This window comes from Ruania albidiflava DSM 18029 (assembly GCF_000421225.1).
Classification (GTDB): Bacteria; Actinomycetota; Actinomycetes; order Actinomycetales; family Beutenbergiaceae; genus Ruania; species Ruania albidiflava.
The window spans coordinates 110,309-122,317 of record NZ_ATWL01000008.1 but is presented as its reverse complement, the minus strand read 5'-3'; the positions used below and the strand labels follow the sequence as shown (position 1 = coordinate 122,317).

At 70.7% G+C, this 12,009-nt stretch carries 10 protein-coding genes and 1 pseudogene; 5 read left to right on the top strand and 6 right to left on the bottom strand.

Going from position 1 to position 12,009, the window contains the following annotated elements:
• Nucleotides 1-203: 203 nt before the first annotated feature.
• Nucleotides 204-524 (top strand): annotated as a pseudogene (locus tag K338_RS26605) (DUF1360 domain-containing protein); the annotation flags it as partial.
• Between the two features lie 54 nt (nt 525-578).
• Here the strand turns inward: K338_RS26605 and K338_RS22070 are convergent.
• Entirely contained in the window at nt 579-1,301 is a 723-nt protein-coding gene (locus K338_RS22070; RefSeq protein WP_051154775.1) for a sigma-70 family RNA polymerase sigma factor, read from the bottom strand.
• Nucleotides 1,302-1,681: 380 nt separating this feature from the next.
• On the opposite strand from K338_RS22070, the gene K338_RS25985 reads away from it, so the two are divergent.
• The 4 genes from K338_RS25985 to K338_RS0111130 all read left to right on the top strand — a co-directional run bounded on the left by K338_RS25985 (nt 1,682) and on the right by K338_RS0111130 (nt 7,777).
• The gene (locus K338_RS25985) at nt 1,682-2,236 is read left to right on the top strand and encodes an FAD-binding oxidoreductase (RefSeq protein WP_211218223.1); all 555 of its coding nucleotides are present in this window, start codon (nt 1,682-1,684) and stop codon (nt 2,234-2,236) included.
• A gap of 204 nt (nt 2,237-2,440) precedes the next feature.
• On the top strand, nt 2,441-4,804 hold the full coding sequence (locus tag K338_RS22065; RefSeq protein WP_211218222.1) for an FAD-binding and (Fe-S)-binding domain-containing protein: 2,364 nt from the start codon (nt 2,441-2,443) through the stop codon (nt 4,802-4,804).
• A gap of 52 nt (nt 4,805-4,856) precedes the next feature.
• Nucleotides 4,857-6,653: a thiamine pyrophosphate-requiring protein gene (locus tag K338_RS0111135; protein WP_022918253.1), complete on the top strand. Its 1,797-nt coding sequence runs from the start codon at nt 4,857-4,859 to the stop codon at nt 6,651-6,653.
• Entirely contained in the window at nt 6,650-7,777 is a 1,128-nt protein-coding gene (locus K338_RS0111130; RefSeq protein ID WP_022918252.1) for an enolase C-terminal domain-like protein, read from the top strand. Before K338_RS0111135 ends, K338_RS0111130 begins: the two co-directional genes overlap by 4 nt.
• A 4-nt stretch (nt 7,778-7,781) precedes the next feature.
• Here K338_RS0111130 and K338_RS0111125 read toward each other — a convergent pair whose 3' ends face one another.
• The 5 genes from K338_RS0111125 to atpD all read right to left on the bottom strand — a co-directional run bounded on the left by K338_RS0111125 (nt 7,782) and on the right by atpD (nt 12,006).
• Nucleotides 7,782-8,993 (bottom strand): N-acetylglucosamine-6-phosphate deacetylase, encoded by a 1,212-nt coding sequence (locus tag K338_RS0111125; RefSeq protein WP_022918251.1) that lies wholly within the window; start codon nt 8,991-8,993, stop codon nt 7,782-7,784.
• Between the two features lie 24 nt (nt 8,994-9,017).
• Nucleotides 9,018-9,713: an endonuclease NucS gene (nucS, locus tag K338_RS0111120; protein ID WP_022918250.1), complete on the bottom strand. Its 696-nt coding sequence runs from the start codon at nt 9,711-9,713 to the stop codon at nt 9,018-9,020.
• A 52-nt stretch (nt 9,714-9,765) separates the two neighbouring features.
• The gene (locus K338_RS0111115; RefSeq protein WP_022918249.1) at nt 9,766-10,176 is read right to left on the bottom strand and encodes a DUF2550 family protein; all 411 of its coding nucleotides are present in this window, start codon (nt 10,174-10,176) and stop codon (nt 9,766-9,768) included.
• Nucleotides 10,177-10,184: 8 nt separating this feature from the next.
• Complete coding sequence (locus K338_RS22060) at nt 10,185-10,469, bottom strand: F0F1 ATP synthase subunit epsilon (protein WP_022918248.1); 285 nt, start codon at nt 10,467-10,469, stop codon at nt 10,185-10,187.
• A gap of 73 nt (nt 10,470-10,542) precedes the next feature.
• Nucleotides 10,543-12,006, bottom strand: coding sequence for a F0F1 ATP synthase subunit beta (atpD, locus tag K338_RS0111105; protein WP_022918247.1), 1,464 nt, complete (start codon nt 12,004-12,006; stop codon nt 10,543-10,545).
• Nucleotides 12,007-12,009: the final 3 nt, after the last annotated feature.

Below are 12,009 nucleotides of genomic sequence, written 5' to 3'. Positions count from 1 at the left end.
CCTCGAGGCGGCGGTCGAACTGGTCGTACCCGTGCGCAGCCTCGTCGAGGGACAGCGGGTACGAGACGATCCATCGTTCCTGCCTCCGCTCGGTCGGGGACGCCGATGACGACCGGCCATGCTGGGTGTCCTACCCGCTCGGCTGCCGACCACGCCTCCCGGTCCTGGCGCATGCGCTGCGCTCGGACGGGTAGGTCCCCATCATGGAGAGCGACGACACGAGCCGACTGGACGAGCTGCAGGCCGACTACTCCCCGGATGAGCACCGCCCGCTAGGCGGGTACCTGGCGCTGCTGGCTGCGTATGGCCTGGGTACGGCCGCCCTGGCCACGATCGTCTGGCGGAAGCGGCCGGCACCCATCCGCCCAGGCGACCTGGTCCTCCTGACGGTGGCCACGCACCGGCTGAGCCGGACCCTGGCGAAGGACTCGGTCACCAGCCCGCTGCGAGCACCGCTGACCAGGTATCAGAGCCCTGCTCTGCCGTCGGAGGTCGACGAGGAGGTGCAACCGCAGCCGGCGCCGATGCGCTGCAGTTCGGGTATGCGGCGCTGCAGCGGCTGGAACCGTCGTGACCGCTCAGCTCGCCTGGTCCAGCGGCGCGATGCGCTGCCGGAGCTTGGCCAGGATCTGGCTGAGCAGACGCGAGACCTGCATCTGGCTCACGCCGAGCTCGTCGCCGATCTCCTGCTGCGTCCAGCCTCGCACGAACCGCAGGTAGACCACCCGGCGCTCCCGACGGGACAGCTCACGCACAGCAGGGCGCAGCACGAGCCTGGCCTCCACGACGGCGTAGTCGTCACGCTGCGTATCGAGGCGCTCCGACCACGCCACCCCGGAATCACCTGGTGCATCGATGGACACCTTCCGCGCGGCATGCTGCGCCACCTGCGCCTCGCGCAGCTCTGTCTCCTCGACCCCGGCGGCCGCGGCCAGCTCGCTGTCCGAGGGGGCACGTCCGAGGTCCTGCTCGAGCTCGACCTCCCGTTCCCGCAGCTCCAGCTGGATCTCCTGCAGCCGGCGTGGTGGGCGGACCGCCCAGACGGTGTCCCGGAAGTGACGTTTGATCTCTCCGGAGATCGTCGGCACCGCGTAGGCGACGAACGGCCGCCCCCGCGCCGGTTCGTACCCGCAGATGGCCTTGCACAGCCCGAGTCGGCCCACCTGGACCAGGTCGTCCCAGTCCACCCCCCGGCTGCGGTACCGCGCGGCGATGGCGTCGACCAGGTGCAGGTGGTCGGCCACCAGCGCCGCGTACAAGGGAGCTCGCCGGACGGCGTCGGTCTCCGCGCGCAGCTGCACCAGCAGGTCCTCCGCCGCGCGAGGGTGAGCACGCTCCCGTTCGCCGGCGGGACGAGGAGTTCCAGCAGGTCGTCGCGCACGAGTCGTCAGGCTTCGCCCCATCTGTGGCGGGACACGAGGGCCGACGGCTTGACCGGCTCGCCTGGGGCCATGGAAGCACCGACCAGCAGGACCGGCAACGCGAGAGCGGCGGCGGCACCACCGCAGGAACGAGGCAGGGGGCCACACCGCTCGACAGCACGTGCTCACCGGGGCCCACGACCTGCGGGACGTGCCGGACGCGTCTAGCGTGGGCACCCTGACGCACGGTTCAGGGGGGAGCCTGCGCCGCGCACATCCCGATCGCGCGACCGTGGAGGTCGTGCCGTGGAGGTGGCCAGTTGACGGACACGCTCGGTGTCACAACAAGGACGACGCAGGAGGACCTGGAGCGCGACCTGCGCCAGCGGGTCGATGGTGAGGTGCGGTTCGACGACGGCAGTCGAGCGGCGTACTCCACCGACGCCTCGAACTTTCGGCAGGTGCCGATCGCAGTGGTCGTCCCGCGCACCGTGGCCGCGGCGGCCGAGGCCATCGCCGTCTGCCGGGAGCACCAGGTACCGGTGCTCTCCCGCGGTGGTGGGACCAGCCTGGCCGGCCAGTGCACGAACACCGCCGTGGTGCTGGACTGGACGAAGTACTGCCACCGGCTGCTCAGCGTGGACGAGGAGAACCGGACCTGTGTGGTGGAGCCGGGGATCGTGCTGGACGACCTGAACCGGCAGCTCGCCTCCACCGGCCTGCGGTACGGGCCGCAGCCCTCGACGCACCGCAGCTGCACGCTCGGTGGGATGATCGGCAACAACTCCTGCGGCGCTTCTGCCCAGCGCACCGGCAAGGTGGTGGACAACATCGCGGCGCTGGAGGTGCTCACCTACGACGGCGCCCAGTTCTAGTGCGGGCGCACCAGCGACTCCGAGTACCGGGAGATCGAACGGCACGGCGACCGGCGGGCCACCATCTACCGCTCGCTGCGCCGGCTGCGGGACGACTACGCCGAGGAGATCCGCACCCGCTACCCGGACATCCCGCGCCGGGTCTCCGGCTACAACCTGGACTCGCTGCTGCCCGAGCACGGCTTCGACGTAGCCGGTGCGCTGGTGGGCAGCGAGTCCACCCTGGTGACCGTGCTGCACGCCGAGCTCACGCTGGTGCCGGTGCTGCAGGCCCGCTCCCTGGTCATCCTGGGGTACCCGGACATCGCCACGGCCGCGGACGCCGTCCCGACGATCCTGCGGCACGAGCCGGTGGCGCTGGAGGGTGTGGACCACTACCTGGTGCACGACGAGCAGGTCAAGGACATGAACGCCGAAGCGCTCAGCGAGCTCCCCCGCGGCACCGGCTACCTGCTGGTGCAGTTCGGTGGGGAGAGCACCGAGGAGGCTGACCGGGCCGCCCAGGAGCTGCTGGCGGACCTGGACGGCACCGAGCACGAGCCGTATGCGAAGACCTTCGACGACCCAGAGCGCGAGGACGAGCTCTGGGCGGTGCGCGAGGCCGGTCTGGGCGCCACCGCGCACCAGCCGGGCCACCGGGACACGTTCGAGGGCTGGGAGGACTCGGCAGTGCCGCCGGAGCGGCTCGGCGACTACCTGCGCGACCTGCGAGCGCTGTACGAGGAGTTCGGCTACGCCTCCGAGGCGGGTCCCAGCCTGTACGGGCACTTCGGCCAAGGGTGCGTGCACACCCGGATCCCGTTCGACCTGTTCACCGCCGACGGGGTGGCCACCTACCGCCGGTTCATGGAGCGGGCCGCCGACCTGGTGGCCTCCTACGGCGGCTCGTTCTCCGGTGAGCACGGTGACGGGCAGAGCCGCGGCGAGCTGCTCCCCCGGATGTTCGGGGAGACGATCATGGCCGCCTTCGGCGAGCTGAAGCACATCTTCGACCCGCAGAACCTGATGAACCCGGGCAAGGTGGTCCACCCCTACCACCTGGACGAGAACCTCCGGCTCGGTGCGCACTGGTCACCGCGGGCACCGCAGGACCTGTTCTTCGCCTACCCGGAGGACGGCGGCTCGTTCGTCAGCGCCGCCTCCCGGTGCGTGGGGGTGGGCAACTGCCGCGTCTCGACCCCTCAGGGCGGGCAGGTGATGTGCCCCTCCTACCAGGTCACCGGGGAGGAGGAGCACTCCACCCGGGGACGTGCCCGGCTGCTGTTCGAGATGATGAACGGGCACTCCGACGGCAGGATCACGGACGGCTGGCGCTCCACGGAGGTGCGCGACGCCCTGGACCTGTGCCTGGCCTGCAAGGGGTGCAAGACCGACTGCCCGGCGGACGTGGACATGGCCACCTACAAGGCCGAGTTCCTCGCCCACCACTACGCCGGCCGGCTGCGCCCGCGTGCGGACTACGCGCTCGGCTGGTTGCCGGTGGCCGCCCGGGCGGTCTCCCGGCTGCGTGCCGCACCGGTGGTGAACGCGATCAGCCACGCACCGGTGCTGCGGGAGGTGATCCCGGCAGCGGCCGGGCTGGAGCGCCGGGAGATCCCGGTGTTCGCACGCCCCACGTTGCAGCAGTGGTGGGCCGGCCGCGGCCCCCTTGGCAGCGGTGAGCGTGGTGAGGTGCTGCTCTGGCCGGACACGTTCACCAACACCTTCCACCCCAGCGTCGGCCAGGCGGCGGTGGAGCTGCTGGAGGACGCCGGCTGGCAGGTGCGCATCCCGACCGAGCCGCTGTGCTGCGGTCTGACCTGGATCTCCACCGGGCAGCTGACCACCGCGCGCCGGGTGCTGTCCCGCACCACCCAGATGCTTGCCGAGCACGTGCAGCGCGGCGGGTACGTGGTCGGTCTGGAGCCGAGCTGTACCGCCGTGTTCCGCAGCGACGCACCGGACCTGCTCGCCGGTGACCAGGACGTGCTCCGGCTGCAGCAGGCGACCGTCACGCTCGCCGAGCTGCTGATGGACCACTCCCCCGGCTGGCGGCCCCCTCGTCTCGACGACGCCGGCACCACCCGTGCGCTGGCGCAGGTGCACTGCCACCAGCACGCGATCATGGGCTTCGACGCCGACACCCGCCTCCTGCAGGCCGCCGGGGTGGACGCCGAGGCGCTGGACTCCGGCTGCTGCGGGCTGGCCGGGAACTTCGGGTTCACCGCCGGGCACGGTGAGGTGAGCGAGGCGTGCGCCGAGCAGGTGCTGCTGCCCCGGCTGCGGGCGGCGGACCCGGACACCGCTGTGCTCGCTGACGGGTTCTCCTGCCGCACCCAGATCCACGAGCTCGACAGCGGCGGTCGGGAGGGGCTGCACCTGGCCGAGCTGCTCGCGGCCCGTCTCGACGGCGGGACCTCCCCGGCTAGCAGCAGCGCACCTGCCGCAGGGGGGCACCTGCCGAGCCGGCCGCCGGTACCGGGGGCGCCGGCCCGGTACGCCGCCCTGGCCGGGGCAGGGCTGCTGGCTGCCGGGACGCTGCTGGGGATCGCGGGAGCGACCCGCAGCCTGCTGCGTGGCCGCAGCTGATCGACAGAGCACTCCAGGGACCGACAGGCACACGAGCTGGAAGGAACGGACGATGGCACAGAACGTAGGCGACTACCTGCTGCACCGGCTGCGCGAGTGGGGGGTGCAGAAGGTCTTCGGGTACTCCGGTGACGGGATCAACCCCCTGATGGCCTCCTGGTACCAGGCCGGCAACGACCCGAGGTTCATCGAGGCGCGGCACGAGGAGATGGCTGCTTTCGAGGCCTGCGGGTACGCCAAGTTCAGCGGTCGGCCCGGGGTGTGCGTGGCCACCTCCGGTCCGGGAGCGATCCACCTGCTGAACGGCCTCTACGACGCCAAGCTGGACCATCAGCCGGTGGTGGCGATCGTCGGTCAGACGAACCGGACGGCGATGGGTGGCTCCTACCAGCAGGAGGTGGACCTGCACACCTTGTACAAGGACGTCGCCAGTGCCTACGTGCAGACGGTGAACACCCCGGAGCAGCTGCCGAACGTACTGGACCGCGCGATGCGGGTGGCGATGTCCGAACGGACCGTGACGGCGCTGATCGTTCCGGCAGACGTGCAGGAGCTGGAGTACAGCCCGCCGCAGCACGCGTTCAAGATGGTGCCCTCCTCGATGGGGGCGGAGTGGCCGACCACCGTGCCGGACGACGAGGCGATCCGCCGCGCTGCCGAGGTGCTGAACGCTGGGGAGAAGGTGGCGATGCTCGTCGGTCAGGGGGCCCGCGATGCGCGCCAGGAGGTCATCGAGGTGGCCGACCGGCTCGGTGCCGGGGTCGCCAAGGCGCTGCTCGGCAAGGATGTGCTGCCCGACGACCTGCCGTTCGTCACCGGGGCGATCGGGCTGCTCGGCACCTGGCCCAGCTACGAGATGATGCGCGAGGCCGACACGCTGCTGATCGTCGGGTCGAGCTTCCCGTACTCGCAGTTCCTGCCCGAGTTCGACCAGGCACGGGCGGTGGAGATCGACATCGACGCCAAGTTCATCGGGATGCGCTACCCCACTGAGGTGAACCTGGTCGGCGATGCGGCGACCACGCTGCGGGCCCTGGTCGGCCACCTGGAGGCCCGCGAGGACAGCTCGTGGCGGGAGAAGATCGAGAAGGACGTGGCCGACTGGTGGCACACGATGGACGAGCAGGCGCACGTCGAGGGTGACCCGGTGAACCCGATGCGGATCTTCACCGAGCTCTCCGCCCGGCTGCCCGAGGACGTGATCGTCTCGGCCGACTCCGGGTCCTCGGCGAACTGGTACGCCCGGCACCTGCGCTTCAGGACCGGGATGCGCGGCTCGCTCTCCGGCACGCTGGCCACGATGGGCCCGGGGGTGCCTTACGCGATCGGCGCGAAGTTCGCCCACCCGGACCGCCCGGCGATCGCGATGGTCGGCGACGGGGCGATGCAGATGAACGGCCTCGCCGAGCTGATCACGATCAAGCGCTACCAGCGGGAGTGGACCGACCCGCGCCTGGTGGTCTGCGTGCTGCACAACAACGACCTGAACCAGGTCACCTGGGAGATGCGCGCGATGTCCGGCTCGCCGAAGTTCCTGGAGTCCCAGCAGCTGCCGGATGTGGACTATGCGGGCTGGGCACAGAGCCTGGGCCTCGGTGCCCGCACGGTGACCAGTGCGGAGGAGCTGGGCGAAGCCTGGGACTTTGCGCTGTCGGCGGACAGGCCGGTGGTGCTGGACGTGCACTGCGACCCGAACTTCCCGCCGATCCCGCCGCACGCCACCCTGGACCAGGCGGTGAAGTCGGCCAAGTCCATGATCGCAGGGGACCCGGACCGGTGGGGTGTGATCAAGCAGGGAGTGAAGACCAAGGCCCAGGAGTTCATCCCCGGGCTCGGCTCCGACAAGTGAGCGCCCCGGTCGACGGCCCGGCCGGTGGTCCGGTGATCGAGGCGCTGTCCGCCCGCGCCTACACCATCCCGACCGATGCACCGGAGGCGGACGGCACCCTCGCCTGGCAGGCGACCACGATGGTGGTGGTCCAGGCCGAGGCCGCCGGTCGGGTCGGCCTGGGCTGGACCTACGGCCCGCCGGCCTGCGCGGACCTGGTCTCCGGCACGCTGCGCGCCGTGGTGGAAGGTCGCGACGCGCTGGCGGTACCGGGCACCTGGGAGCAGATGGTGCGCGCGGTGCGGAACGCCACCCGCGCTGGGGTGGCCGGGTATGCGATCTCCGCTGTGGACGTGGCGCTGTGGGACCTCAAGGCCCGCCTGCTCGGGCTGAGCCTGGTCGACCTGTTCGGCGCCGCGGGTGAGCAGGTCCAGGTCTACGGCAGCGGCGGCTTCACCAGCTATGACGACGCGCGGATGGTCCAGCAGCTGACCTCCTGGGTGGCAGGTCAGCAGATCCCGCGGGTGAAGATCAAGATCGGCCAGGACCGCGGCACCCGGACCGACCGGGACCTGCAGCGCATCCACCGGGCCCGGGAGGCTATCGGCCCACAGGCGGAGCTGTTCACCGACGCCAACGGTGCCTACTCCGCCAAGCACGCGATCCGCCTGGCCCACGCAGCGGCCGAAGCCAACGTGACCTGGCTGGAGGAACCGGTCAGCTCCGGCGACCTGCCCGGTCTGCACCTGGTGCGCGAGCAGGTGACCGCGGACGTGACCGCCGGGGAGTACGGCAGCGACGTGGGCTACTTCCAGCGCATGTGTGCCGCCCGGGCGGTGGACTGCCTGCAGGTGGACGCCACCCGGTGCGGCGGGTACACCGAGTGGCTCCGTGCTGCGGCCGTGGCGCAGGCGCACGAGCTGACCGTCTCCGGCCACTGCGCCCCGCACCTGCACGCCCCGGTGGCCGCGGCCACCCCGAACCTGCGGCACCTGGAGTGGTTCCACGACCATGTCCGGATCGAGAACCTCGCCTTCGACGGAGTGCTGGATCCGGGCGGTGGTGCGATCACTCCGGACCGGACCGCCCCGGGGCACGGGCTCACGCTCCGGGCGGCGGACCTGGAGACCTACCGGGTGCGCTGACTGCTCAGGCGACCGGCTGGCCGGCACCCTCGACCGGCTGCCCGTCCCGCCACACGGCCTGCACCCGCAGGTCGGCGTCGGTGACCAGCACGTCCGCCCGGTAGCCGGTGCGCAGCGCCCCGAACGGTGCCCCGTCGACCACCGGGGCGATCACCTCGGCCGGAGTGAGCGAGGCGGACCGGACCGCTGCCACCAGGTCCACACCACCGGCGACCGTGGTGCGCACCACGTCCACCAGGTGCGCAGTACCGCCGGCGATCGAGCCACCGTCGGCCAACCGGGCGACACCACCGGCGACCTCCACGTCCAGGCTGCCCAACCGGTAGCGACCATCGCTCATCCCGGCGGCGGCCATCGCGTCGGTGACCAGCGCGATGTTCTGTGCCCCCACCAGGGTGAAGATGTCGCGCACCAGCTCCGGGTGCAGGTGCACCCCGTCGGCCACCAGCTCGATGACCACGTCCCCGGCTGCGGCCGCCGCCAAGGCCACCGGGACGGGCCCGGGAGCGCGGTGGTGCATCGGAGGCATCCCGTTGCACAGGTGCGTCACAGTGGCCCGCCGCCCGGAACCGTCCATCAGGTCCCGACCACGGTGCACCGCGCCGCGCATCACCTCTGCAGCTGCGTCCGTGTGCCCGTAGGACGGTAGGGAACCAGCGCCGACGAGCGCCTCGATGACCGCTGCCGCACCGGGGACGTCCGGGGCCACGGTCATCGTGACCAGACGCCCGCCGAGGACCTCGGCGAGAGCGGAGACCAAGGCGGGATCGCCGTCGCGCAGGAATGCGGGGTTCTGCGCACCGCACCGAGCCGCAGCCAGGAACGGCCCCTCCGCGTGCACCCCCTCGACCTCGCCGGCATCGACGAGTCCGGCGAGCAGCTGCGCCCGGTCCAGCAGCACCTCCTCGGACGCGGTGACCAGGGAGGCGAGCATCCGGGTGGTGCCGTGCCGCCGGTGCTCGGCGACCGCCTGCTCGGCCTGCGCCCGGTTGTCGGCATCCGGGAAGCTCGCTCCCCCGCCACCGTGGTTGTGCACGTCCACCAGCCCGGGCAGCAGGAGCTGTTCCGGCGCCGGCTCCGGCAGCTCACCGGACCAGGTGGTGGGCAGTGCCGCTGCTGAGCCGACCCAGGCGATCAGCCCCTCGTCACAGACCACCACCCCGTCATCGATCTGCGCCTCCGGGGTGATCACGCGGCCACGGACGAGCTGAGGCATCTGGGCATCCTCTCCTGCAGCGGGTCAGAACAGGCGGGAGTCGACATCATCGAGCCCGCGCATGGCGTCGTAGTCCAGCACCAGGCATCGGATCCCACGGTCGGTGGCCAGCACCCGGGCCTGTGGTTTGATCTCCTGGGCAGCGAACACTCCGCTCACCGGTGCCAGCAGCGGGTCGCGGTTCAGCAGGTCCAGGTACCGGGTGAGCTGCTCCACACCGTCGATGTCGCCACGGCGCTTGATCTCCACCGCCACAGCCGTTCCCTCGCCGGTGCGGGCGAGGATGTCCACCGGCCCGATCGCCGTGGGATACTCGCGGCGGACCAACGAGTGACCGTCCCCGAGCAGGTCGATCTGCTCGGCGAGCAGCTTCTGCAGGTGTGCCTCCACCCCGTCCTTGACCAGACCAGGATCCACGCCGAGCTCGTAGCTGTGGTCGTCGATCAGGTCATAGATGGACACCACCAGCTGGTCATCGGTCTTCGTGCTGGCCACGGTCCATACTGCCTGCACCCCGACCTCACGCTGGGCGTCGGTTGGCTCGCTCTCCCTCAGCACGCACGGTGGGCTCATCCAGTTCAGCGGCTTGTAGGAGCCGCCGTCGGAGTGCACCAGCACCGAGCCGTCGGACTTGAGCATCAGCACCCGCCGAGCCAGTGGCAGGTGCGCGCTGAGGCGTCCGCTGTAGTCGACGGCGCACTCGGCGATGACGAGCCGCATCGCTGCTCCTTCCTGCTGGGAGGGCCGACCCGGTACCCGGCCGGCGGTCTGCTCACACGATCCGCGAGGTGCTGGGGTCTGGTGGCGCTGCTTCCAGCCAGGACCGCAACCCGTCCAAGGCACCGTCCTCGGCCGCGATCTGGAACTCGGTGCCCGCATAGCTGCACCGGGCCTCGGCCAGTGCTCCGGGACCGTCGTCGACCGGTCGTTCCCGAGCGAGGATGTCCATCTCCCGCCGGGCCCACCGCCGTGAGGGCCGCAACGACAGCGAGACCACCTCGTAGAAGTCGAGGTGGTCCCGGGTGTAGGTGACGATACCGGAGGCCCAGCGCTTGCCCTCGAACAGCGCGCACTCGAAGGAGCCGACCCGGTGGCTGAGCGTGCGCAGACGCCAGAAGAACAGCACGAGGAGTCCCACGGCGACGACCGCCACCACGATGAGCACGCTCCACGCTCCCGGCACCGGCGCCCTCAGCTCTCCTGCGTGTCGGCCGCGGCCTCCGCAGTGGTGGGGTCGACAACGATGGTGATCTCGTCCTGGTCGACCGAGAGGAAGCCACCGCTGACCTCGAGCTCTACGGTCTGGCCTCCCTCGAGCGGACGCACCCGGACGGCACCGGGGCGCAGCACGGCGAGCACGGGCTGGTGACCGGGCAGCACGCCCATGTCGCCGTCGGCAGCGGGCGCAGCGACGCTCAGCGCCTCCCCGGACCAGACCGTGCGGTCGGCGGAGACCATCTCCACGTTCAGCGGCACGCCGCCTCCTTCTCCTTGCTCGTTCAGTGTGCGGACCGGCTGCGCCAGGACCTCCCGGCGCAGCCTGGTCGGCTCAGTCCAGCTCGGACTGCAGGTTGTGCCAGTTGCGCTCGAGGTCCTCGAGGCCACCGATGTTGAAGAATGCCTGCTCTGCCACGTGATCGTACTCGCCGTCGGCGATCTTGCTGAACGCCTCGATCGTCTCGCTCAGCGGCACGGTGGAGCCAGACACACCGGTGAACTTCTCCGCCATGTAGGTGTTCTGGGAGAGGAACTGCTCGATGCGGCGGGCCCGGTTCACGGTGACCTTGTCCTCTTCGGACAGCTCGTCGATACCGAGGATGGCGATGATGTCCTGCAGCTCCTTGTTCTTCTGCAGGATCGCCTTGACCTGGTTGGCCACCCGGTAGTGGTCCTCGCCCACGTACTGCGGGTCGAGGATCCGGGAGGTGGAGGCCAGCGGGTCGATCGCCGGGTACAGCCCGCGGGAGGCGATCTCCCGGGAAAGCTCGGTGGTGGCGTCCAGGTGCGCGAACGTGGTCGCCGGAGCCGGGTCGGTGTAGTCGTCCGCAGGCACGTAGATCGCCTGCAGCGAGGTGATCGAGTGCCCCCGGGTGGAGGTGATCCGCTCCTGCAGCAGCCCCATCTCGTCGGCCAGGTTCGGCTGGTAGCCCACTGCCGAGGGCATCCGCCCGAGCAGCGTGGAGACCTCCGAACCGGCCTGGGTGAACCGGAAGATGTTGTCGATGAACAGCAGCACGTCCTGCTTCTGCACGTCGCGGAAGTACTCCGCCATCGTCAGCGCGGACAGCGCCACCCGCAGCCGGGTGCCCGGCGGCTCGTCCATCTGGCCGAAGACCAGCGCGGTCTTGTCGAAGACGCCGGCCTCCTCCATCTCGTCGATGAGGTCGCCACCCTCACGGGTGCGCTCCCCCACCCCGGCGAACACCGACACACCACCGTGGTCGGCGGCCACCCGGTAGATCATCTCCTGGATGAGCACCGTCTTGCCCACACCGGCACCACCGAAGAGACCGATCTTTCCACCCTGCACGTACGGGGTGAGCAGGTCGATCGACTTGATGCCGGTCTCGAACATCTGGGTCTTGGACTCCAGCTGGTCGAACGCCGGCGGCTCACGGTGGATCGGCCACCGCTCGGTCACCTCGAGGGTCTCCCCTTCGGGCAGGTTCAGCGCTTCACCGATGACGTTGAACACCTTGCCGCGGGTGATGTCGCCGACCGGCACGCTGATCGGGGCGCCGGTGTCGGTCACCTTGCCGCCGCGGACCAGGCCGTCGGTGGGCTTCAGCGCGATCGCGCGGACCAGGTTGTCGCCGAGGTGCTGAGCCACCTCGAGAGTCATCTCGCTGCTCTCCCCGGCGAGGGTGACCGTGGTCTTCAGCGCGTTGTACATCTCCGGGATGGCGTCCGGCGGGAACTCGATGTCGATCACGGGGCCGATGACGCGGGCGATCCGGCCCACGCCCGGCTCGCCGGCCTCGGCAGCCGGAGTCTCGGATGCGGTGGTAGTCATGTC

Excerpts from the sequence above, each read along its gene's own strand:
- K338_RS0111135 (WP_022918253.1), top strand. The coding sequence starts at position 4,857 with ATGGCACAGAACGTAGGCGACTACCTGCTGCACCGGCTGCGCGAGTGG.
- K338_RS0111125 (WP_022918251.1), bottom strand. The coding sequence starts at position 8,993 with ATGCCTCAGCTCGTCCGTGGCCGCGTGATCACCCCGGAGGCGCAGATC.
- nucS (WP_022918250.1), bottom strand. The coding sequence starts at position 9,713 with ATGCGGCTCGTCATCGCCGAGTGCGCCGTCGACTACAGCGGACGCCTC.
- atpD (WP_022918247.1), bottom strand. The coding sequence starts at position 12,006 with ATGACTACCACCGCATCCGAGACTCCGGCTGCCGAGGCCGGCGAGCCG.